The sequence below is a fragment of the Mobilicoccus pelagius NBRC 104925 genome, from assembly GCF_000247995.1.
GTDB lineage: Bacteria > Actinomycetota > Actinomycetes > Actinomycetales > Dermatophilaceae > Mobilicoccus > Mobilicoccus pelagius.
Genome location: NZ_BAFE01000094.1, coordinates 1 through 21410, shown reverse-complemented (window position 1 = coordinate 21410; position 21410 = coordinate 1). Strand labels below are relative to the sequence as shown.

Annotated in this window: 22 protein-coding genes and 3 pseudogenes; 18 read left to right on the top strand and 7 right to left on the bottom strand. The window is 72.2% G+C overall.

What is annotated here, in order from left to right:
* Window positions 1-15: 15 nt before the first annotated feature.
* Window positions 16-852, bottom strand: a complete 837-nt coding sequence (locus MOPEL_RS14475; protein ID WP_009483628.1) for an undecaprenyl-diphosphate phosphatase — start codon at window positions 850-852, stop codon at window positions 16-18.
* Between the two features lie 131 nt (window positions 853-983).
* On the opposite strand from MOPEL_RS14475, the gene MOPEL_RS14470 reads away from it, so the two are divergent.
* Window positions 984-1487, top strand: coding sequence for a DUF4112 domain-containing protein (locus MOPEL_RS14470; RefSeq protein WP_083841887.1), 504 nt, complete (start codon window positions 984-986; stop codon window positions 1485-1487).
* Window positions 1488-1505: 18 nt separating this feature from the next.
* Here the strand turns inward: MOPEL_RS14470 and MOPEL_RS14465 are convergent, their stop codons facing one another.
* Complete coding sequence (locus MOPEL_RS14465) at window positions 1506-3098, bottom strand: phospholipase D family protein (protein WP_009483626.1); 1593 nt, start codon at window positions 3096-3098, stop codon at window positions 1506-1508.
* 254 nt (window positions 3099-3352) lie between these two features.
* On the opposite strand from MOPEL_RS14465, the gene MOPEL_RS14460 reads away from it, so the two are divergent.
* The 9 genes from MOPEL_RS14460 (at window position 3353) to crtI (ending at window position 12625) form a co-directional block, all read left to right on the top strand.
* The gene (locus MOPEL_RS14460; protein ID WP_169316329.1) at window positions 3353-4132 is read left to right on the top strand and encodes an EAL domain-containing protein; all 780 of its coding nucleotides are present in this window, start codon (window positions 3353-3355) and stop codon (window positions 4130-4132) included.
* Between the two features lie 141 nt (window positions 4133-4273).
* The gene (locus MOPEL_RS14455; protein WP_009483624.1) at window positions 4274-4498 is read left to right on the top strand and encodes a hypothetical protein; all 225 of its coding nucleotides are present in this window, start codon (window positions 4274-4276) and stop codon (window positions 4496-4498) included.
* Between the two features lie 112 nt (window positions 4499-4610).
* Window positions 4611-6596 carry a DUF5914 domain-containing protein gene (locus MOPEL_RS18190; RefSeq protein WP_009483623.1) on the top strand — a complete coding sequence of 662 codons (1986 nt, stop codon included), beginning with the start codon at window positions 4611-4613 and terminating at the stop codon, window positions 6594-6596.
* Entirely contained in the window at window positions 6593-7024 is a 432-nt protein-coding gene (locus MOPEL_RS14440) for a lycopene cyclase domain-containing protein (protein ID WP_009483622.1), read from the top strand. Before MOPEL_RS18190 ends, MOPEL_RS14440 begins: the two co-directional genes overlap by 4 nt.
* Complete coding sequence (locus MOPEL_RS18185) at window positions 7017-7472, top strand: lycopene cyclase domain-containing protein (protein ID WP_009483621.1); 456 nt, start codon at window positions 7017-7019, stop codon at window positions 7470-7472. Before MOPEL_RS14440 ends, MOPEL_RS18185 begins: the two co-directional genes overlap by 8 nt.
* Window positions 7469-8212 carry a class I SAM-dependent methyltransferase gene (locus tag MOPEL_RS14430; RefSeq protein ID WP_009483620.1) on the top strand — a complete coding sequence of 248 codons (744 nt, stop codon included), beginning with the start codon at window positions 7469-7471 and terminating at the stop codon, window positions 8210-8212. Before MOPEL_RS18185 ends, MOPEL_RS14430 begins: the two co-directional genes overlap by 4 nt.
* Window positions 8209-9873 carry an FAD-dependent oxidoreductase gene (locus tag MOPEL_RS14425; RefSeq protein ID WP_009483619.1) on the top strand — a complete coding sequence of 555 codons (1665 nt, stop codon included), beginning with the start codon at window positions 8209-8211 and terminating at the stop codon, window positions 9871-9873. Before MOPEL_RS14430 ends, MOPEL_RS14425 begins: the two co-directional genes overlap by 4 nt.
* Entirely contained in the window at window positions 9854-11044 is a 1191-nt protein-coding gene (locus tag MOPEL_RS14420; protein WP_009483618.1) for a polyprenyl synthetase family protein, read from the top strand. Before MOPEL_RS14425 ends, MOPEL_RS14420 begins: the two co-directional genes overlap by 20 nt.
* Window positions 11045-11071: 27 nt before the next feature.
* A complete protein-coding gene (gene crtI / locus MOPEL_RS14415) occupies window positions 11072-12625 on the top strand; it encodes a phytoene desaturase family protein (protein WP_373279742.1) in 1554 nt (517 codons plus the stop codon).
* A 114-nt stretch (window positions 12626-12739) separates the two neighbouring features.
* Here the strand turns inward: crtI and MOPEL_RS14410 are convergent, their stop codons facing one another.
* From MOPEL_RS14410 to MOPEL_RS17410, 3 genes are all read right to left on the bottom strand, one after another.
* Window positions 12740-13054: a hypothetical protein gene (locus MOPEL_RS14410; protein WP_009483616.1), complete on the bottom strand. Its 315-nt coding sequence runs from the start codon at window positions 13052-13054 to the stop codon at window positions 12740-12742.
* Between the two features lie 109 nt (window positions 13055-13163).
* Window positions 13164-13955 (bottom strand): peroxide stress protein YaaA, encoded by a 792-nt coding sequence (yaaA, locus tag MOPEL_RS14405; RefSeq protein ID WP_009483615.1) that lies wholly within the window; start codon window positions 13953-13955, stop codon window positions 13164-13166.
* Window positions 13956-13959: 4 nt separating this feature from the next.
* Window positions 13960-14172, bottom strand: a complete 213-nt coding sequence (locus MOPEL_RS17410; RefSeq protein WP_141631375.1) for a DUF6767 domain-containing protein — start codon at window positions 14170-14172, stop codon at window positions 13960-13962.
* Between the two features lie 210 nt (window positions 14173-14382).
* On the opposite strand from MOPEL_RS17410, the gene MOPEL_RS19060 reads away from it, so the two are divergent.
* The 7 genes and pseudogenes from MOPEL_RS19060 to MOPEL_RS19050 form a co-directional block, all read left to right on the top strand.
* Complete coding sequence (locus MOPEL_RS19060) at window positions 14383-14541, top strand: alcohol dehydrogenase catalytic domain-containing protein (protein WP_217994550.1); 159 nt, start codon at window positions 14383-14385, stop codon at window positions 14539-14541.
* Window positions 14486-15148, top strand: a complete 663-nt coding sequence (locus MOPEL_RS16895) for an alcohol dehydrogenase catalytic domain-containing protein (protein ID WP_217994552.1) — start codon at window positions 14486-14488, stop codon at window positions 15146-15148. The genes MOPEL_RS19060 and MOPEL_RS16895 overlap by 56 nt, the downstream gene beginning before the upstream one ends.
* 76 nt (window positions 15149-15224) lie before the next feature.
* The gene (locus MOPEL_RS14395; protein ID WP_009483612.1) at window positions 15225-15908 is read left to right on the top strand and encodes a DUF2975 domain-containing protein; all 684 of its coding nucleotides are present in this window, start codon (window positions 15225-15227) and stop codon (window positions 15906-15908) included.
* Window positions 15905-16165 (top strand): helix-turn-helix domain-containing protein, encoded by a 261-nt coding sequence (locus tag MOPEL_RS14390; protein ID WP_009483611.1) that lies wholly within the window; start codon window positions 15905-15907, stop codon window positions 16163-16165. Before MOPEL_RS14395 ends, MOPEL_RS14390 begins: the two co-directional genes overlap by 4 nt.
* A gap of 232 nt (window positions 16166-16397) precedes the next feature.
* Window positions 16398-17648, top strand: coding sequence for an MFS transporter (locus MOPEL_RS14385; protein ID WP_009483610.1), 1251 nt, complete (start codon window positions 16398-16400; stop codon window positions 17646-17648).
* Window positions 17649-18750: 1102 nt separating this feature from the next.
* Window positions 18751-19110: an HNH endonuclease signature motif containing protein gene (locus MOPEL_RS19055; protein ID WP_009483609.1), complete on the top strand. Its 360-nt coding sequence runs from the start codon at window positions 18751-18753 to the stop codon at window positions 19108-19110.
* Window positions 19067-19345, top strand: a pseudogene (locus MOPEL_RS19050) (phosphotransferase-like protein); the annotation flags it as partial. The gene MOPEL_RS19055 and the pseudogene MOPEL_RS19050, both read left to right, overlap by 44 nt.
* 63 nt (window positions 19346-19408) lie before the next feature.
* On the opposite strand, the pseudogene MOPEL_RS19045 reads toward MOPEL_RS19050, so the two are convergent.
* Window positions 19409-19609 (bottom strand): annotated as a pseudogene (locus tag MOPEL_RS19045) (CPBP family glutamic-type intramembrane protease); the annotation flags it as partial.
* Window positions 19610-20235: 626 nt separating this feature from the next.
* On the bottom strand, window positions 20236-20829 hold the full coding sequence (locus MOPEL_RS14370) for an RHS repeat domain-containing protein (protein ID WP_009483607.1): 594 nt from the start codon (window positions 20827-20829) through the stop codon (window positions 20236-20238).
* Between the two features lie 155 nt (window positions 20830-20984).
* Here MOPEL_RS14370 and MOPEL_RS14365 point away from each other — a divergent pair.
* Window positions 20985-21410, top strand: a pseudogene (locus tag MOPEL_RS14365) (ISL3 family transposase); the annotation flags it as partial.

The following is a 21410-nucleotide window of genomic DNA, read 5'->3' as shown; positions in this document are numbered from 1 at the left end:
GGGGAGAAGAGCGGGTCAGGGGGCGACGAACCCGCCGACGACGAGCCCGATGAGCACGAGGCCGAGGGCGATGCGGTACCAGATGAAGCTCGTGAAGTCGTTCGACGAGACGAACTTCAGCAGCCACGCGATCGAGACGTAGGCGACGACGAACGACACGAGGGTCGCGATCCCGGTGGGCACCCAACCGACGGACTCGGAGATGTGGTCGGCGGCGGTGACCGCCTCGAGAAGACCGGCCGCGACGAGGGCCGGGATGCCCATGAAGAAGCTGAGTCGGGTGGCGGTGACGCGGTCGAACCGGCGGAAGAGACCGGCGGAGATCGTCGCGCCCGAACGGGAGATGCCGGGGAACACCGGCGACAGCGCCTGGAAGCAGCCGATGACGAGGGCGTCGGTGACGGTGACGTCCTTCATCCCGCGCTCGTTGCCGGTGCGGCGGTCGGCGAGCCACATGACGAACGACCACGCGATGAGCGCGCCGGCGATGACCCACAGGCTGCGCAGCGAGCCCTCGATCGCGTCCTTGAAGAGCAGACCGACGACGGCGACGGGGATCGAGCCAAGGATGATGCCCCAGCCGAGACGCCAGTCGGGGTCGTCGCGTCGGTCGGCGTGCCGCAGACCCGCGAGCCACGCGGACGCGATGCGGACGATGTCGCCCCAGAAGTAGACGATCGCCGCGAAGATCGCGCCGATCTGGATCACGGCGGTGAACGCGGTCATGCCCACGCTGTCGATCTCGTAACCGAGGAGCTTCTCGACGACGTTGAGGTGGCCGGTGCTCGAGACCGGCAGGAACTCGGTGACTCCCTCGACGATGCCGAGGAGGACGGCGTGCAGCCAGTTCACGCGGGGACTCCGTTCAGGGGTTGTTCGCGGGTGTCGCGGATCGCGGCACGGGTGATGGGTCGATCATGCCGCAGCGCCTTGGGACGAGTCTGAATGTCGAGGCCGGGAGGCGCGCCACCTACGCTGGTGGGATGCCCCGGTTCCACGCCCGCCCCGCCGCATCGTCCCCCAGGGGAGGGTCGAGCACATACTCCTCACGCGTCCTTGCCCGACTCATGGACGATCTCGTCCGGGTGCCGGGCACGAACATCGGCCTCGGTCTCGACGCGCTCATCGGGTTGATCCCCGGGGTGGGGGACGCCGCCGGGTCGGTCATCTCGGGCATGATCCTCGCGGACGCCGTACGCAAACGGGTGCCGGTGTCGGTCCTCGCGCTCATGGGCTGGAACCTCGTCCTCGACGCGCTCCTCGGGCTCATCCCGGGGGTCGGCGACGTCGCCGACGCGGCCCATCGCGCCAACCTCAAGAACCTCCGTCTGCTGGAGCGCACGCTCGACCAGGGGCGCACGGTGGACGTCTCCTCGAGGACGTACCTCGTGAGGGCTGTCCTCATGGTCGTCCTCATCCTCGTGGTCGTCCTCGCCTTCGCCGTCCTCGCCATCTGGGGTCTGCTCAAGCTCCTCCGCCTCGTCTGACGGGGCTCAGAACTCGGCTCAGAAATCCGAGGTCCCCCGCATCGAGCGCGGACGCCCGTCGGGGTCGCTCGCCAACCGGTAGGCGACCTTGCCGAGCGCACGCTGCACGCCGGTGACCTCCCGCATCGTGTACGTGCGCAGGCGGCCGGGCGAGCGCGGGCCGACGCATCCGCCCTCGTGCCACCGGTCGAGGTCGCGGGCCGCCTTGCGGAACGCCTCGAACATCGACACCGGATCGACGAGGTCGGCGTCGTCCCCGTCGGCGCGGTCGAGGTGCTCACGGGCGAGGGTGAGACGCGCCTCGCGGGCGAACCGACGCGCCTCCTCCTCGCCCATGCGGCGGGGTTCGCGCTCGTCCCGGGTCTCGTCGATCACGGCGCACGTGAGTTCGGTGTCGTACGTCCACGAGCGGCGGTTGACGTTGTCGGAGCCGACGGCCGTCCACACGTCGTCGACGACGCACACCTTGGCGTGGACGTACACGGGCGTCCCGGCGTGGTTCTCGAGACCGTAGACACCGACCCGGTCACCACCCGCCCGATACACCTCGCGGAGGGCGTCGTTGCGGGAGGGCATGGCGCTCGCCTCGGCGACGCGGGTGTCGGCCGTCGTGTACGTCGACAGGACGACGACGAGGCGGAGGTCGGGGTTCTCCCGCAGGGCCTTCGCGAAGCACGAGGCGACCTCGCCGCTCCAGAAGTACTGATCCTCCACGTAGACGATGCGCGAGGCCCGCGGGACGGCCTTGTTGTAGCCGCGGGCGACGCTGCGCTCGCCGCGCGGCGCGAACGGGAACCGCGGCAGCTTGGCGGGGTATGTGCGGAGCAGCTGGACGTGCAGGTCGCCGCACGGCTCCGGGTCGGGGGCCTGCGGGGGGAGGGTGTCGGCATGGGGATCGTCTCGGTGCACCCACGAGTCGAGGCGCGAGATCGGGTCGAGGGTGAGCGGGGTGGGGTCGTCCCACCGTTCGCGGAACGTCGCCTCGACGTCGCCGACGACGGGGCCGTGAACCTCGATCATCGCGTCGTGCCATCCCGGCGTCGGGCCCCACACGTCGCCCATGTCGACGGGCTGGGGGTCGCCACGGTGGTCACGGTCGTCGCGGCGCGTGTGGCACAGGTCGATGCCCCCGACGAACGCGACGTCGAGCTCGGGCCGACCGGGGTGACGGGCGACGACGAACTTCTGGTGGTGGGAGCCGAGCGGCAGGACCCGCAGGTCGAGGAGGACCTCCCCACCGGCGGCACGGATGTCACCGGCCATCCACCGGTTCTGCTCCTCGGAGTAGGAGAACTGGTCGAGGTGCGACCGCCAGAACAGGCCCTTGACGACGACACCCCGGCTCGCCGCCCCCGCGAGCAGCTGTGCGACGGTGAGGTCGTCGTCACCGATGCGCTCGTCGGGGTCGCCCCGCCAGTCGGTGAACAGGAGCAGGTCGCCGGCCTTGAGCCCGTCGACGACCTCCCGCAGACGCGCGAAGTAGTCGGCCCCGTGGACGTGGAGCCGGGCGGAGTTGCCGCTCGTCCACGCGGCACCGCCGTGTCGGTGGGTGAGCCGCGTGAAGGGGTTGCCGCGTTCCTCGGTCGTGAGGAACCACTTCTCGAGCGCCATGTCCTCATGGAACCGCACCGGTCGGCCACGCGGCGCCGGGGTCCTGAAACTCCGGGGTCCCGAAACTCCGGCACGCCCCCACCACCACGGGACGTTACGCCCGGGGCGGAGAGCCAGATCTCCTGGGGACGGACGAAACCGGGCCGTGGCGGTGCCGCCGCTCGCCACGCCCGCCCCTCAGGATGGGGGGCCGCCGGTCGAAGAGGGACAGGATGACCGACAGCGGTTCACACACGGGCGAGGACACGAGGGACATGACCGGCACGACGGGCCAGACGCAGGGCCACACACACGCGGGCGAGGGCGGCCTCCTCACCCACTTCCAGCCGTTCTACAACCTCCGCAACGACGCCCTGCAGGGCTTCGAGGCCCTCGTCCGTCTGCGTCGTCCCGACGGCGGCATCGACGCCCCGCGGCGCGTCTTCGCGGCGGTCGAGGCGACGGGCGAGATGCGCACCGTCGACCTGCACACCCTCGACGACGCCCTCGCGTTCCAGGCCCGGTTCCGCGAGACGCACCCCGAGCACCACTCGATCGTCTCCGTCAACGTCTCGTGGGACGTCGTCGCCGGCCCGACCCTCGTCACCGAGGTGAACGCCGTCCTGCGACGTCATCGCATCACCGGCGACCGACTGCTCGTCGACCTCACCGCCGACATATTCCGGCGCCTCTTCGACGCCGACGCCAAGGCGTTCGCGCGTCTCACGCAGCTCCAGGAGAACGAGGTGACGCTCTGCCTCGACGGCTTCACCCCGGCCGATCTCGACCTGCTGCCCGCCGCGGCCGACGTTCCCGTCGACATCATCAAGCTCCACCCGAAGCTCGTCGCCGGCGAGCAGCGCGCCGCGCTCACCGAGATCGCCTCCGCCGTGCAGGGCATCGGCCTGCCCGTCGTCGCCGCCGGCGTCGAGAGCGCCGACGCGCTCGACCTCGTGCGGGAGCTCGACTTCGAGTGGGCGCAGGGCTTCCACCTCGGCGCCCCCGTCGACGCCGAGGCCGCCCTCGCCGCACCGCTCGCCCTCCCCGAGAACTGATCCGCCCCAACTTCGGGGTGCCTCTTCCTCATCCTGTGGCTCGCGCTGCTCGGCCGGAAGGTCGGCCACCCCCGCGACCGGCACGTCGTCGTCGATGCCGCGGCGTTCACCGTCGGCGCGGCCCTCTCCTCGTGGGTCACCGTGCTCGCCCCGCTCGTCGGCGGATCGGGATTCCCCGCCGGCCTCGTCGGCATGATCCACCCGACGCTCGACGTCTTCCTCCTCACCCTCGCCGACCTCGGCTGCCCGATGGTGCAGGGCTGGCTGTACGTACGACCCGAACCCGCCGTCGACATCCTCCGCCGCGACGCGGGCACGGCGGCGGCCGACGCGTCCCACCGGGCGGGCACCGCCACGTCCGCATAGACGGGCCTCCGGTGGGGCGGACGAGGCGGATGCCCGGACGCGTTCGACCGAGACGGGCACCTCGCACGAACCCCCCTGGCACGAAACCCGAATACAGGGTTGAATCGCGCTGATGCCCCCACTGCCCGCCTCCCCCCGTCCCGGCCGTCCCCTCTCCGCCGAGACGCGCCTCGACGTGGGCCGACGCGTCTGCCACGACATCACGTACGCCAACGGCACGACGTACTACTGGGGCACCCTGTTCCTCGACCGGGAGCAGCGGGAGGACGTCTACGCCGTCTACGCGTTGTGCCGCCTCGCCGACGACATCGTCGACGAGCCCGGCGCCGCCCACCTCGCCGGCCTCGGGGTCCCCGGCGCCGAGGTCGGCCCGGAGGACCGTCTCGACGCCTTCGAGGCCCGCTTCCGCGAGGCGTGGGAGCGCGGCGAGGACGACGTCCCCGTCTTCCACGCGATCGTCACGAGCGTCCGCCGCATGCAGCTGCCGCAGGACTGCTTCGACCGGTTCTTCCACGCGATGCGCCTCGACCTCACCCGCACGAGCTGGGCGACGTGGCCCGAGCTGCGCGACGACTACATGGAGGGCTCCGCCGCCGTCGTCGGCGAGATGATGCTGCCCGTCCTCCGCCCGCACTCGCCCGGCGCGCTCGGCCCCGCTCGCGCACTCGGCCTCGCCTTCCAGCTCACGAACTTCCTCCGCGACGTCGGCGAGGACCTCGACCGCGGCCGCGTCTACCTCCCCGCCGACGAGCTCGCCGCCCACGGCGCCGACCCGTGGGTGCGTCGCGTGACGCCGGAGTGGCGCCGCTTCCTCGCCGCGCAGATCGACCGCAACCGCGAGCTGTACCGGCAGGCCGAACCCGGCGTCGCGATGCTCCCGCCCGCCTCCGCGCGATGCGTCGGCGCGGCCCTCTCCATGTACGCCGACATCCTCACCCGCATCGAGAAGGCGGATTACGACGTGTTCACCCAGCGACGCCGGGTCTCCCCGGCGGGCAAGGTCGCCCTCACCGCGCGGACCCTCCTCACCGGCCGCCCCCACCTCTCGGGCCCCGCGACGAGCCCTTCGAGCGCGACGAGCACACCGGACGCCCCCGTCGACGGGGCGGCGCCCGTCCACCGCGACCGCATCCCGATCAAGCGGGTGCCCCAACCCCCAGCCGAGGAGCTGCGGAGCACGTGGCGGCAGGCGGCGATCCCCCGCATCGAGAAGGCCCTCGCGCGGGCGCTCGACCGTGACCCCGGCGGCTGGTACGTCGTCGGGTGCAGCGGCGACGTCGGCGCGGAGTCGATCGTCCGCACGATCGCCGGCCGCGAGATCGCCCTGTGGCGCACCGAGGACGGCGAGCTGCGGGCGTCTTCCGGCGTCTGCCCCCACATGGGTGCCCGCCTCGACCGGTGCGAGGTCGACGGCCGCGACCTCATGTGCCGCTGGCACGGGCTGCGCCTCCCCTCGGAGTGGCCGCCCGCCGCGTCCGGCCGATGGCCGACGTTCCCCGTCCACGACGACGGCGTCCTCCTCTGGGTGCAGCTCCCCACCGAGGGCGAGACGCCTTGCGAGGCACCGCGGCTCCCGGTGCGGCCCGCGCTCGACACCGCGATCAGCGCCGTCCATGTCGCCGCCGCGCAGTGCGCACCCGAGGACGTCGTCGCCAACCGCCTCGACCCCTGGCACGGGGCCTGGCTGCACCCGTACGCGTTCAGCCACCTCGTCGTCGACGACGACGCGAGCACCCCCGACCGCCTCGTCACCGACGTGGCGTTCCGCCTCACCCCGACATGGGGCGTGCCGGTGCGGGCGGAGTTCACGTGCCCCGACGCCCGCACGATCGTCATGCACATCACCGAGGGCGAGGGGCGGGGCAGCGTCGTCGAGACGCACGCGACGCCGCTCACCGCGCCCGGCGCGGACCGGCCCGTCTCCGTGATGACGGAGGCGACCATCGCCTCCTCCGATCGCATGGGATTCCGTGTCGCACGGGCGTTCTCGCCCCTCATCACGCCGTTCGTGCGGCGCACGCAGGCGCAGCTGTGGGTGGACGACCTCGAGTACGCCGAGCGCCGCCGCCTCGTCCGGCGCGGGGTGGTGACGCCGTGAAGTGGGACACCGCCTGGGACCCCTACCAGTACCTGCTCCTCATGGCGGCCTGCCTGCTCATCACCCTGCCGCTGGAGCTGTTCCTCCGCGCGGGCGTCTACCGCAGGCCGCGGCGTCTCCTCGCGGCACTCCTGCCCGTCGTCCTCGTGTTCTCCGTCTGGGACGTGTTCGGCATCGTCCGCGGGCACTGGTGGTACTCGCCGCGATTCATGACGGGATGGCTCGTGCCGGTCGTCGACATGCCCGTCGAGGAGCTCGTCTTCTTCGTCGCGATCCCGATCTGCGGCCTCCTCACCTACGGCGCCGTCGGCACCGTGCTCGACCTCGTCGGCCGCCTCCGCGGTCGTCGTGCCGGGCACCCGGCGCGGGGCGAGCACGGGACACGGACGCACGCGAACACGCTCGAGGAGGGTCACGATGATGCCTGAGTACACCGTCCTCGCCGCCGTCTCGGTGTGCGTCGTCCTCGCCCTCGAATGGCACTGGCGCACCGGCCTGTTCCGCACCGCCCGCTACTGGCTGAGCATGGCGATCGTCGGGTTCTTCCAGATCCTCGTCGACGGTTGGCTCACCAAGCTCGACGCCCCGATCGTCCTCTACGCCCCGCAGCACCACCTCGGTGTGCGAGTCCCGTGGGACATCCCGATCGAGGACTTCCTCTTCGGGTTCTCGATGGTGACGCTGACGATCCTCCTCTGGGTCCGGGCCGGCTCCCGGCACGCGACCGAGACCCACACGGAGAGCCGCGCCGCCGCCCGCGCCCAGCGCCGCGCCCTCGCCCGGACGCGCACCGAGAACCACGCCACGCACCGGAGCGCGCCCGGCGCGACCGGCACCATCACCCCCACCCGCCCGCTCGACGAGGAGCCGTCGTGACCCCCATCTCCGCGAAGGACTCGACGGTCGCCCCGGCGTTCGACGAGGTCGGACTCCACTACGACCGCCTCACCGGTATGTCGCCCGGGTACGCCGCCCAGCTGCGGTCCTCCGCCCGGGTCCTCACCGGCATGCTCGCGCGCCGACCGGCGCCGGGCGAGGAGCCCCTGCAGATCGCCGATCTCGGCTGCGGGTCGGGCGCCTCGACGAGCGCGCTCCTCGCCGCGCTGCGGGAGACGGGCAGCCCGTTCCGGGTCGAGGGCGTCGACGGCTCGGCCGGGATGCTCGAGGCCGCCCGCGCCAAGGAGTGGCCCGACTCGGTGAGCTTCACCCACGCCCAGGCCGAGGACCTCCCCGACGCCGGCACCCGCTACGACGCGGTGTTCGCCGCCTACCTCCTGCGCAACGTGCCCGACCGCGACGCGTTTCTCCACCACGTGTGGCGGAGCCTCCGCCCCGGCGGCGTGCTCGTCGTCCACGACTACGGCGTCGCCGGGCGCCCGCTCGACGTCGCCGCGTGGACGGCGCTGTCGTGGGGGATCATCATCCCGTCCGCGGCGATCGTCACCCGCAAGCGGCCGAACCTCTTCACCTACCTGTGGCGCAGCGTCCTCGAGTTCGACAGCGACGAGCAGCTGCAGGAGCGCCTCACCCGCGCCGGGTTCACCGACGTCGGCCTGCGCCCCGTGCCGGGGTGGCAGTCCGGCATGGTCCGCACCCTCTGGGGGCGACGGCCGTGACCTCCCGGGCACCCTTCCCCCTCCGCCGCGCCCGCCGCTGGACGCCCGGCGTCGACCCACGCGCCGAACTCCACCGGGCACCACGACCCGGCGCCACGGCGTCCCTGTCCGACGCATCCGAGGCGCCCCGCCACGTCGTCGTCGTCGGCGGCGGCATCGCGGGCGTCACCGCGGCCGTCGGCCTCGCCGAACGCGGCGTGCGGGTGAGCCTCCTCGAGGCGGAGCCACAGCTCGGCGGACGGGTGCGTGCCTGGCCCGTCGACGTGCCGGAGGCGGGAGCCGAGCAGGCGCCCCAGCACATGAGCCGCGGGTTCCACGCGTTCTTCCGGCAGTACTACAACCTCCGCGCGCTGCTGCGTCGCGTCGACCCCGACCTCTCGCGGCTGCGGCCCATCGAGGACTACCCCCTCGTCCACGGCGACGGCTCCCGCGACTCGTTCACGACGGTGCCGACCCGGCCGCCGTTCAACATCCTCGGGTTCGTCGCGCAGAGCCCGAGCTTCGACCTCACCGACCTGCCCGAGGTCGACGTCGACCGTGCCCTCGGCCTGCTCGACGTCGACTTCCCCCGCACGTTCGTCGAGTACGACGGCGTGAGCGCCCAGGACCTCCTCGACGCGCTCCGGTTCCCCGAGGGGATGCGGCACCTCGCGCTCGAGGTGTTCGCGCGGAGCTTCTTCGCCGACCCGCGGGAGTTCTCCGCCGGCGAGCTCGTCGGGATGTTCCACACGTACTTCCTCGGCTCGGCCGAGGGGCTCCTCTTCGACGTCTCCGCCGACGACTTCGACACGTGCTGGTGGGCGCCGCTCGGTCAGCTGCTGTACCGGCTCGGCACCCGCACGCACACCGGGGTGCGCGTGCAGCGCGTCGAGCGCGACGAGGCGGGGCGACTCCACGTCGTCACCGACCGCGACGACGTGAACGGCGCCCTGGCGGAGGTCGGTCCGGTCGACGCCGTCGTCCTCGCCACCGACCGGGCCGCACTCCAGGGGATCGTCGCCGCGAGCCCCGAGCTCGGCGACAAGACATGGCTCGCGGCGGTCGAGCGGGGCCGCATCGCACCGCGATTCGTCGTCCAGCGGCTGTGGTTCGAGGCCCCGATGCGCGGGGGCACCGCCCCGTTCGTCGGCACCGCCGCACTCGGGTATCTCGACAACGTGAGCGCCCTCCACCTCTTCGAGGACGGCGCCGCCGACTGGGCGCGCCGCACCGGCGGCAGCGTCGTCGAACTCCACGCCTACGCCGTACCCGACGATGTCACCGACGAGACCGTCCTCGCCGACCTCCGGGCACAGCTCGACCGGCTCCACCCCGAGCTCGAGGGCGCCCGCGTCGTCCACGAGGAGGTCCTCGTCGAGCGTGACTGCCCGCTCGCCGGCACCGACCCGTGGGCGGAGCGTCCCGGCGTCGTCACGCCCGACGCCGACGTCGTCCTCGCCGGTGACGGGATCCGCTGCGAGCTGCCCGTCTCGCTCATGGAGCGGGCCGCGACGACGGGGTTCCAGGCCGCGAACCACCTGCTCACCGGCTGGGGGCTGCCCGGCCACGACCTGTGGAGCGCCCCCACCACGGCGCGCTTCCCCGCGGCGACCTCCGCGCTGCGTGCCGCGGCCCGCCTCCGACCCCGAGGGGGTGGCCGACGTGAGCGGAACGACGCCTGAGCGCACCGTCGGCGTCCACGGCTCCTGGGCCACCGGCGAGCGCATCGACCGGCTCGTCGAGGCGTTCGTCCCCGCCGTCCTCGCGACGATCGACGACGCCCTCGCCCGCAGCGGCGCCGCCCAGCACGAGGCCGTCGCCGGACTCCCGCCGTCGAGCCTCGATGCGGCCACCCGCCTCGAACGCATCATCGACGACCTCGTCCGCGCGGGCGGCAAGTTCATCCGCCCCCGGGTCGTCCAGCTCGGGTTCCTCGCCCGCGTGACGAGCACCCACCACACGGGCGACGGCCCCGACCCCGTCGAACTCATCGACTCCTCGACGTGCAGCGACCTCGCCCACCTCGCCGCCGCGGTCGAACTCCTCCACGTGTTCGGGCTCCTCCAGGACGACGTCATGGACGAGGCCGCCACCCGCCGCGGCCGCCCCACCGCCCACGTCGACGTCGCCCGCCGCGTCGGACTCGACGAGGGCGCCGCCGCCACCCCCGCGGGCGGCGGCCGGGCCCGACGGTTCGGCGAGAGCATCGCCGTCCTCGCAGGCGACCTCGCGTTCGCCCTCGCCCAGCAACAGGTGCGGGGGCTGCCGCCGTCGGTCCTCGCCGCGTGGGACGCGCTCGTCGTCGAACTCGTCCACGGTCAACGCCTCGACGTCGTCTTCGCCGAGGAGGGCCGCTTCGACGCCGCGAGCACCCGCCGCGTCGCCGAACGCAAGTCCGCCGCGTACACGATCACCCGCCCCCTCGAACTCGGCGCGCTCCTCGCCGCCCCCGACGAGCCGTGCCCCGAATGGTTGAGCACGTTCGGCCACCACGTCGGGGAGGCGTTCGCCCTCGCCGACGACATCCTCGGCGTATGGGGCGAGCCGCACGTCACCGGCAAGCCCGTCGGCGACGACATCGCCCAGCGCAAGCCGACGATCGTCCTCGGTCTCGCCGAGCAGGAGCTCGACGGGCAGGTGTCGGCGACGCTCGGCGCCGACCGTTCCCCCGACGAGAGCGAGATCCGCGACCTCGTCGCCGCGATGGACGCCGCCGGCGTGCGGGCCATCGCCGAGGCCGAACTCGACCGACACGTCGACGACGCCCTCACCGCCCTCGCCGACCGCACCCACCCCCGTGTCCGCGCGGCGCTCACCGGCCTCGCCCGGTCCGTCGCCCGCCGCCACCACTGACCCGCCACCACCACCCCGCCACCACCGATCCGCCACCGCCGACCGGCACCGACCCACCGGCGACCACCCGAAGCCCTGCCCCTTCAGCCCGAGGAGACCCCCGTGTCCCACGTCATCGTCATCGGAGCCGGTCTCGCCGGGCTCTCGGCCGCCTGCCAGGTGCGGGGTCTCGGCCACGAGGTCACCGTCGTCGAGGCGGCCCACGCGCCCGGCGGTCGCGGCATCCGCCTCGAGCAGGACGGCTTCACGTTCGACACCGGCCCCACCGTCCTCACGATGACGAACCTCGTCGACGAGGCGATGCGCGCCGTGGGCACCCGCGCCGAGGACGTCCTCGACCTCCAGCTCCTCGACCCCGCCTACCGGGCCCGGTTCGCCGACGGCTCGACGATCCTCGTGCGTCACGGCCACGAGGCCATGCGCGAGGAGATCGCCCGCGAGTGCGGCGCGGCCGACGCGGCGGCGTTCGACGACTTCGTCGTGTGGCTGCGCACGCTCTACGAGGTCGAGATGCCGAACTTCATCGACACGAACTACGACACCCCCCTCGACCTGCTGCGCAACCCCGCGGCTGCGGCGCGGCTCGTGCGGCTCGGCGGCTTCGGGCGGCTCGGGCCGGCGATCAAGAACCGGTTCGCCGACCCGCGACTGCACCGCCTCTTCTCGTTCCAGGCGATGTACGCAGGCCTCGCACCCGAGCAGGCCCTCGCGATCTATGCCGTCATCACGTACATGGACTCCATCGAGGGCGTGTGGTTCCCCCGCGGCGGCATGCGCGAGGTGCCCGAGGCGATGGCGCGGGCGGCCGCGGCGGCCGGGGTCGAGTTCTGCTACGACTCACGGATCGAGCGGGTCCTCACCCGCCGCGACGGCGCGGTCGCGGGCGTCGAGGTCGCCGGTGGCGAGCGTCTCGCCGCCGACGCGGTGATCTGCACGATCGACACCCCCACCGCCTACGACCGGCTGCTGCCCGACCTCGTACCGCCCCGCGTCCTGCGCTCCCCGCGGTACTCGCCGTCGGCCGTCGTGTGGCACGTCGGCGTCCGCGGCGTGCCGAGCGACGTCGCCCACCACAACATCCACTTCGGGCACGCCTGGGAGGAGTCGTTCGACGACCTCCTCGACCGCGGCGTGCGCATGGCCGACCCGTCCCGCCTCGTCACCGTCCCCTCCCTCGACGACGAGGGCGCCGCCCCCGAGGGCTGTTCGACGCTCTACGTCCTCGAACCGGTGCCCAACCTCACGGCGGGCCGGATCGACTGGGAGGTCGAACGGCCGCGTGTCCGCGAGGATCTCGAGGCGTTCCTCGCGCAGGCGGGCTACCCCACCGACATCGTCACCGAACACCTCGTCGACCCCACCGACTGGGCACGTCAGGGCATGGCGGGCGGCACCCCGTTCGCCCTCGCCCACACGTTCTCCCAGACGGGCCCGTTCCGCCCCGCCAACGTCGACCGCCGCCGACCGGGCCTGTTCTTCGCCGGGTCCGGCACCGTGCCGGGCGTCGGCGTGCCGATGGTCCTCGTCTCAGGCAAGCTCGCCGCCCGCCGCGTCGAGGACTACCTGCCCGCGGCGCGCTGACCGCACCCCCCTGCAGCTCCTGCCACCCCTGCCGCCACTCGGAACGTGGGCCGAGACGCGACGACGCCGCACCCCTCGATGAGGGACGCGGCGTCGTCGGCGGACTCAGAAAGGTCAGAGGCGGGTGCGGAGCATCCGGTAGGAGGCGTAGCCCGCGGCGGAGAGGGTGAGGGTCAGGCAGCCGAGCGGCAGCGGGAGGCAGCAGCCGGCGACGGTGATGCCGGTGCCGTTACGCGTGGTCGTCGAGTAGCTCGGGAACGGGAACGTCGAGAACCCGCCGCGCCGCTCCTGCGGCGCGCCGAAGTCGTCGGACACCTCACCGCGTCCGTAGGTGTTGTCGGAACCGTTGCCGAAGGAGCCGTTGTCGCGCCCCGGCACGTGGTCCTGGGGGCGTCCGTCGGCGTCGCGGGGTCCGGGGATCTCACTCACGCCTGCCTCACTACCCCGGGGGTCCCGACCTCATGCGTGCCGATGCATCCTACTCGGCGGATCCCGATCGGTGGATCCCACGGTGAATCCCCCACGCAGGGGCGTGAGATCACGGACGGGGGCGTCGGAACACCGGCACGTCGGGCGTGGAGAGCTCGGGCTCGTAGGCATACCCGCCCTCGTCGAACCGTCGGAGGGCGCGGGCGGAGCGGAGGCGTCCCTGCACGATCCAGCCCGCCATCATGCCGCGGGCGCGCTTGGCCGCGAACGAGATGACCTTCCAGTCGCCCTTGGGGCCCTGGTCCTCGAAGCGGGGGGCGACGACGCGGGCCCCGTCGGCGCGGAGGGCGTCGAGGTCGACGGCGGAGGAGTACTCCTCGGAGGCGAGGTCGACGAGGACGTCGGGGCCGGGTGAGGCGGCGAGGTCGGCGGCGACGGCCTCGGTGATCCGTGATCCCCACCAGGCGTAGAGCGAGGGGCCGCGGTCGGTCACGACCCGCGTGCCCATCTCGAGGCGATAGGGCTGCATGAGGTCGAGGAGGCGCAGGAGCCCATAGAGGCCGGAGAGGATCCGCAGGGTCTTGCCCGCCTCGGTGAGGTCGCGGGTGTCGAACCGCTCCCGGGCGTCGAGGCCGCGGTAGACGTCGCCGTCGAACGTGTAGAGCGCCGGGCGTGCGTTCGCGGGCGTGAACGGGGTGGTGAACGCGGCGTACCGCTCGACGTTGAGTTCGGCGAGTTCGGCGGAGATGCCCATGAGGTCGGACAGCTCCTCGGGGCTCTTGCCCCGCATGACGTCGACGAGTTCGCTCGCCTCCTCGAGCATCCGCGGCTCGGTGTGGCGGCGGGTCGGCAGTGGGGAGGCGAGGTCGAGCGTCTTCGCGGGCGAGATCAACGTGAGCACGACGTCACGGTACGTCGCGCGACCGGCGGGCACGATCGACGTGGCGGCGACGCTGTTCGGCGGCGATCTCCCGCAGGTCGGGGTCGTCCTGGACGAGGTAGACGAGCCCGCAGTCCTGCGGTCCGTTCGCGCCCGGCTGGCAGAGACTGCACGGGTCGCCGGGGCGGATCGGGCACATCGGCGTCGGGCGGGAGCGTCGCTCTGGGTGGTCGGTCACCCCGGCGACAACGGCGGAAGGCCCCCGCGTGATTCCCGACGCACGTGCCTCACGGCCCTCGCCACCACCGCCTCGCTCGCCGTATACCGGGAGCAACGCGACGCCCGAGGGACCCGTCATGAGCGAGACGGTGCTCGACGAGCGCCTCTACGCCGACAGGCGTGAGGTGAGGCTCGACCAGATCCCGGGCCGCACGCCGGGCCGGGCGAGGTGCGCATCAAGGTCGCGTACTGCGGCATCTGCCACTCCGACCTCTCCCTCATCGACGGCAGCTCCCCCGCCGCGCTTCGTGTGGTGACGCAGGGGCCACGAGATCAGCCGATGCCTCGACGAGGTCGGCCCCGGCGTCCACGGGTGGGAGGTCGGTGACGCGGTCATCCCGTCCGCGGGCCGCGCGTGCCGCCGGTACCGCAACTGTCGACGCGGCGACTTCGCCGACTGCCTGTCGCTGAAGCTCATGGCGTTCGCGGTCGACGGTGGATGGGCGGAGTACGTCGTCGTCGGTGCCGTCGGCCTCACGCGGGTCCTCACCGCCGAGCACCGCAACCGCTGCCGCGCCATCCACCTCGGCATGTGCCCCCTCGGGTACGGCCTGAACTTCGTCGGATTCACGACGCTCATGACGTACGTCTGTCCGGCACTCCGGTACATCGGCATGTTCCTCGCCGTCGTCCTCGGTGCCGCCTGGTGGCACCGCTCCCGCATCGAGAAGGAGACCGGCCGCCGCGTCGGTATCCGCGACATCCTCACCGCCCGCGACGACCCCCGGCAGGAGTTCGGCGCCGACGAGGAGGCCGAACTGCAGCAGCACGCCTCCGACTCCAACATCGACGACGAGGCCATCGTCGACGCCGTCGAGGACGACATGGACGACGACGACTCGGACGACGACAGGGGCGACACGGACGGGTCGGGTGGGTCGAGCGGGTCGAAGGACGCGCGTCGGGACGGCGACGTGGCCTCGACGCGAGGGTGATCTCGGAAGCCCGTTCCTTATCGACAGTCGATGTTATCGTTTATCGACAACATCGACTGTCGATACAGGGGACGTCATGGCCAGGCACACCACACCCGAGGATGTCCTCGCCCCGATCGAGGTGGCCATGCAGGCACTGCTGGGGCTGATGATCGTGTGGCTGGCCTTCACGGCCATCGCGCCCCTCACGGGCGCCCATGTGGGATTCGGAGCCTGGGGCGACGGTGGAATCCCCTGCGCCCCCGTCACGTCGAACGGATTGACGATCAACTCCGGCGGCATCGACGGGGAGGGGCACCCCCTCGCCGCCCCACCCGTGGAGAACCTCCGCCCGGGAGTGCGCCTCGGGGAGCCCCGGGAGTACCTCCTGTGCCGCGACGACATGGGTCCCCTCGACGAGGCCCTGGTCAGCGTTCCGGTCCTCGTGGACTGGCTGTGGACGCTGGGGTTCCTCGCCCTGACGACCGCCCTCGTCCGCCGCGGACGGCGCGACGGCCTGTTCACCGACGCCGTCGCGCGCGGAACACGGCGCCTCGGGTGGTTCGTGCTCGGCGGCGCGATCCTCGTCGCTCTGGTCGGCGGGGTCCTCACCTCCGTGGAGACCTCCCGCCTCGTCTCGGACTTCCCGGTGGTCGCCGGGATCCCGGGCAACATGCACGTCGACTGGACGGCGATCGTCGCCGGGTGCGGCGTCCTCACCGTCGGGCGGATCCTCGGCCAGGCGGTCGACATGCACCGCGACCTGGAGGGGACGGTATGACGCGCGGCACACGCGGACGGGCCGCCGAGGACGACGCGGATCACGCGGTCGAGGTGCACCTCGGAGAGGTGCTCGCCGCGCGGGGCATGACGCTCACCGAGCTCTCGGAGCGCACGGGGCTCACCCTCGCGAACCTGTCGATCCTCAAGAACGGACGAGCGCGCGCGGTGCGGTTCACGACGCTCACGGCGATCTGTGAGGTCCTCGACTGCCAGCCCGGCGACCTCTTCACGGTGGCGAGGCGCGCGGGCGCCTGACGCGTCGGGCGCCGGAGAGACGCGTCGCGGTGGCGCCCCCGAAAGTGCCGGGCCCTCGTTGTCGACAACCGTGCTGGACGTCTGACCTGGTGCCGCTAGGGTGGTCCTGGCGCAGGCCTGTCCACGGGGGGCGAGACGGGCGGCGCCGCGGGGGTGAGCGGGGGAACGCGAGCCGGCCGAGCGAGAGGGTCGCCCCGTCGATCCGGCACGCCACCGGAGGTGAGGAGCCGCCATGAGCACCACCACCACCCGTCCTGCCGCACGTGCGGAGGGAGGGTCGTCCGCGCTCACCTCACTGTTGTGCTGGTCGACCGTCGCACTCGAGGGGTTCGACCTCGTCGCGTTCGGCGCGGTCATCCCCACACTCAAGGAGACCGCCCACCTCGGCATGGGCGGGCCCGAGCTGACACTCGTCGCCACGCTGTCGCTCGTCGGTGTCGGCATCGGCGCCGCCGCGGGCGGGCCTCTCAACGACCGCTTCGGGCGCCGGTTGGGCCTCACGGTGTCGGTCGCGATCTTCTCGATCTTCACGATTCTCGTGCCGCTCGCGCCCACCGTCGGGCTTCTCGCCGCGGCCCGTCTCATCGCCGGACTGGGTCTCGGGTCGTGCATGCCGACGGCGATCACGATCATGACGGAGTCGTCGCGCTCCGACCGCAAGGCCACCGCGACGACGGCAACGATGACCGGGTATCACGTCGGCGCGGTCGCGATGTCGCTGTTCGCGCTGCTCGTCATCCCGAACTGGCACCTCATCTTCTACGTCGGCGGCATCGCCGGCCTCCTGCTGCTCCCGCTCGTGTGGCTCCGCATCCCGGAGACGTCGCCGATCGTCCGTGAGGACGGGGCGGTCGCGGAGAAGCCGCGGATGCTCGACCTGCTCGGTTCGCACCGTCGCGCGCTGCTGTGCTCGTGGCTCGCGTCGTTCATGGGGCTGCTGCTCGTCTACGGACTCAACACGTGGCTGCCGCAGATCATGCGGTCCGCGGGGTACTCGCTCGCCTCGTCGTTGAGCCTGCTGCTCATCATGAACGCGGGCGCCATCGTCGGCCTCGCGCTCGGTGGGGTCGTCGCGGACCGCCGCGGCATCAAGACGTCGACGATCGCCTGGTTCGGCGTGTCCGCGCTCTTCCTCGCACTGTTGAGCCTGCGGATGGAGAACGCCGTGCTGCTGCACGCGGTCGTGTTCGTCACGGGCCTGTTCGTGTTCAGCGCGCAGGGTCTCGTGTACGCGCTCGTCGCCCACCTCTTCGAACCCGAGGTGCGTGGCACGGCGATGGGTCTCGCGTCGGGCGTCGGCCGTGTCGGTGCGATCGTCGGCCCGGCCGTGACGGGCATGCTCGTGACCCGTGGCCTCGCCCACCCGTGGGGGTTCTACGTCTTCGCCGGCGTCGCCCTCCTCGCCACCGCCTCCGTCGCCCTCATGCCGGCCCACCCCACCACCCGCCGCACCGACGTCGACGCAGCACCGGCGCGCGTCTGATCGCGACGCGTCGTTCGGGCCCAGGGCGAACCGGCCGGCCACGCGAGGGCACACCGGTCGGACCTCGCACGCCGACCCCACCTCGCACGCAGGCCGGGACCTCCCGTTCCAGCCGCACTTCGGGTGTCGGCCGAGCCACGCACGCCGGCCGCATCTCGCACGCCGTGGGCCCTCGACCGTCCGGTCGGGGGCCCACGGCGCATAGGTGTCGACAGATCCAAGCGGCCACCATCACGGCGCACCTTGCGCGGCGTGAGGGGTTTGCCGTTGCAGGCCTCGATGACCTTGGGCCTCCGCGTCGCCTCCGGCGATGGCGACTCCCCGATGAGAGCACGACCGATGACAGGCGGAGGCAACCTCCAGCACCTCGACGAAGCGACGGTCGCGCGCCTGTCGCAGCGCGCGCCTGCGCGATGCGCCTCGCCCGGCAGGGAGACATCGATCTATCGCTCATGTGTTCGATCATAAGCCGCAACACCACGACCGCGCCAGGAAATGACGACGAAGAACTTCACGCGGAAAACCCTATCGATGCGTACGCATGTTCGATAGAATGAGGCCATGACCGCGACCCACATGCTCGACGTTCCGCACCCCGGTGCGGAGCTCGACGTGCTCGCGCGGCTGCGGGTGGCGAGGGAGATGCTCGCGGGCATCCCGGAGGATCTCGCGGGAGTGTTCTCGCACGACCTGGCCGAGGCGGCAGCAGAGGTGGCGGGCGCCGTCGCGGCGGCGAATGCGGCTCAGGCGGCGGTCGTGCTGGAGGCGTCCGCGCGGGGGGTCATCGCGGCGTCCGATCATCCGCGGCCTCAGCGATGGGTGGAGCAGTCCTGCCGTGAGGGTGGGGCGCCGGTGATGCGACGGGCCGCGCGGGATCTGCACGAGGTGGCGCTCACGTGCGCCGGGCCCGACGGGGAGGCGTTCCGGCGGGCCGTGTCGTGCGGGCGGTTGCCGGTGGAGAGCGCCGGCCTCGCGGCCAAGGTCTATCGGCGGCTGCGCAAGAACATCGACTACCCCGACTGGGACGCCCTCGCCGAGATCATCATCGACTGGGCGGCGTCGGGGGCCTCGGCGCGGCGGCTACGCGAGTTGTCGGGGCCAGGTGCTCGACCTGGGGCGTCGGTCCCGCCTCGTCACCTCGGCGGAGCGGACGGTGCTCGCGCTGCGCGACGGGGGCTGCACCTATCCCGGGTGCGGGGCGCCACCGGGGTGGTGCGACGGCCACCACATCCGGCACTGGTCGGAGGGCGGGATGACCGATCCGCCGAACCTCGCCCTGTTGTGCCGCCACCACCACACCGTCGTCCACCGCCACGGCCACACCGTCACCGTCGACCCCGACGGGGTGCTCTGGCGACGCGCCGACGGCTCACCGATCGGGAACACACCCCGCTTCGGGTGGGTCGGCGCCGTCGAGAATGACACGTGCCCACGTGTACCGCGCCCCGCTCAGCCGGCGTGATCCCATTCACCCGGTCGCAGCACCTCCGCGGCCTAGGTCGCGCGGAGCGAAGACATGCGTGCCCCCTCCGGCCGTCGCGGCGAGGGACGCTGCACCGGGTGAGCACGACCCCCTTGCGAGCCACTGCGGAGGGGAGGGCAGAACAGGCGAAGATGGCCCCGTGACCTCCGACGTCGTGGTGTTCAACGGAGGTTCGAGTTCTGGGAAGTCGAGCCTGACGCGTGCCCTGCAGGGCGTCCTGCCGGGGGTGTCGGGGCGCACCGGTGTAGTTGTGCCCGATGAGGACGATCGGCAAGTGCCACATCGCCCATATGACCCCGCCGGCGGCGGCAGCCCGCAGCCGCCCGAGCGGCCGCAACGCGGGCCACAACCAGCCCCGCCACCCGATCTCCTCCCCCAGGGCGAGGACGCACGTCACGAGCAGACCGGCGACGGCCGTCAACGCGACGAGACCGACGGCCTGCGCCGGACCGACCGGTGAGCCTGACGCCGCCGACATCTGCTCCAGGACGATGCGCATCCACGTCCCGCCGGGCAGGTCGCCCGGCACACCGCGCAGGATTGGCTATGTCAAGCCCAAGTGGACCCACCCTGTCTGTCTGAACTGGCCCCACACGAGGCCAAGCACGGGCAACTGCGGCTACTGCAGGTGACGATGCTGAGGGGCTGCGGAGCGTGCGGAGACATCCCACGCGCGGCATGAGCGCGCGTCGTCATCGGGGCACGACGTGGCGCCACAACCCCCGAGCAACTCTGGCCGGGTCGACCTGATCCGTCACGTCGATCGCGACGGTCACGCCATGTCGTCCTCCGTCTGGTTGAACAGATCGATGACGGTGCCGGCGGGCCCGGCGAGCAGGACGGACCGGGTGCCCCAGTCCGTCGTCGTCAGGGGCTGCTGGACCCGTGGCGTGATCGTCTGCCCTGGCTCGAGGTCGCGCTCGTGGTCACTCGCCGACCTCGAGGTTGAGCAGCAACCCCCGATGCCGCGCCCGGACTCAGGAGGTCCATCAGGCCGCGGGCGATTCGATGGCCCGCCGTCTTCATGGGGAGCCCATAATCGGCCCACTTCCCGCCGGCGCCCTGGGGGCAAGGTGGGCATGGGCGACGGGGTCGCGATAGGCATCAGCCAGTGCCTGGGTTGCTCGATCGTCGCTGCCGAACAGCGCGTCGTAGACGTGCTCGCGAAGTTCTATGGCCTGCTTGAGTTCCGCGCCCGCGGCGCGAGGGTGTGCGTTCGCGAGGGCCAGGAGCTGTGTCAGATCTGTCAAGTCGGGCATGCTGGCACAACCCGCTATCGACTGACCCCGGGGCGATCCAATCCTGCCCGGCGCCGACCACGCCCAGCATGTTCCCGGCCGCGTCGAACCAGGTCGAGAACTCGACCCCCGAGGGGTCCTTGATGTAGTCCTGCCGGTTCTGCGCGTCGTAGGAGATGACCGAGTCGTTGAAGTTCACGTTCCCGTCGGCGTCGTAGGACTGGTAGATCGTGCGGTCCGCGACCCCGGCGGCGGCAGGGACCGTGGTCGACAGCAGTCGATCCTGCGCGTCGTACTCGTAGGTCACGCGCTGTCCGCGGCCGTTGACCGACGCGGTCAGGCGCCCCAGGGAGTCGCACTCGAATCTGCGTTCACCCAACGGCGCCGGCGGGGTGGCCTTGATGAGGTTGCCGTCACCGTCGTAGGTGTAGCTGGTCTTGCCGCCCTTGCCGTCGGTCATGCTGCAGACCTGCCCGGGTTTGCCGGCTCTTCCCAGATGAGGGTGTAGGTCGAGCCGCGGCAGGTTCGATGGGGGTGGGCGCGTCGGTGCCGGGGTAGACGTCGAGGTCTCCCGAAGATGGAAGTTCTGACGCTCACCATCTGGAAGACCTCGACATGCGCGACGCTACCTTCACCGACCCCGATCTGACCACCTTCACCGGTCTGGACGACCTGGGCCTGCTGGCCGTCGGGCAACGCGTAGACCCGGATCGGGCGGTGCTGGCCTGCCGTGTCGCCGCCGAGGACCGTTGGTGTCGCCGGTGTGGGTGCCAGGGGCGCGTGCGGGACAGCACCGTGCGCGAACTCGCCCACGCGCCACTGGGGTGGCGCCCCACGACCTTGCGGGTGCGGCTGCGCCGCTACCGCTGCACCGGCTGCGGGCACGTGTGGCGCCACGACCTCTCCTGCGCGGCGACGCCGCGGTGCAAACTCACCAAGACGGCGTTGGCGTGGGCGCTGGAAGCGCTCGTGGTGGCCCACCTGTCGATGACTCGCATCGCCGACGCGCTCGGGGTCGCGTGGGACACTGCCAACACCGCC

What these genes read in the sequence shown, in the direction of transcription:
- MOPEL_RS18185 (WP_009483621.1), top strand. Translation starts at nt 7,017, where the DNA reads ATGCCTGAGTACACCGTCCTCGCCGCCGTCTCGGTGTGCGTCGTCCTC.
- MOPEL_RS14390 (WP_009483611.1), top strand. Translation starts at nt 15,905, where the DNA reads ATGACGCGCGGCACACGCGGACGGGCCGCCGAGGACGACGCGGATCAC.
- MOPEL_RS14460 (WP_169316329.1), top strand. Translation starts at nt 3,353, where the DNA reads ATGACCGGCACGACGGGCCAGACGCAGGGCCACACACACGCGGGCGAG.
- MOPEL_RS14370 (WP_009483607.1), bottom strand. Translation starts at nt 20,829, where the DNA reads ATGACCGACGGCAAGGGCGGCAAGACCAGCTACACCTACGACGGTGAC.
- MOPEL_RS14465 (WP_009483626.1), bottom strand. Translation starts at nt 3,098, where the DNA reads ATGGCGCTCGAGAAGTGGTTCCTCACGACCGAGGAACGCGGCAACCCC.
- MOPEL_RS18190 (WP_009483623.1), top strand. Translation starts at nt 4,611, where the DNA reads ATGCCCCCACTGCCCGCCTCCCCCCGTCCCGGCCGTCCCCTCTCCGCC.
- MOPEL_RS14470 (WP_083841887.1), top strand. Translation starts at nt 984, where the DNA reads ATGCCCCGGTTCCACGCCCGCCCCGCCGCATCGTCCCCCAGGGGAGGG.
- MOPEL_RS14395 (WP_009483612.1), top strand. Translation starts at nt 15,225, where the DNA reads ATGGCCAGGCACACCACACCCGAGGATGTCCTCGCCCCGATCGAGGTG.
- MOPEL_RS14385 (WP_009483610.1), top strand. Translation starts at nt 16,398, where the DNA reads ATGAGCACCACCACCACCCGTCCTGCCGCACGTGCGGAGGGAGGGTCG.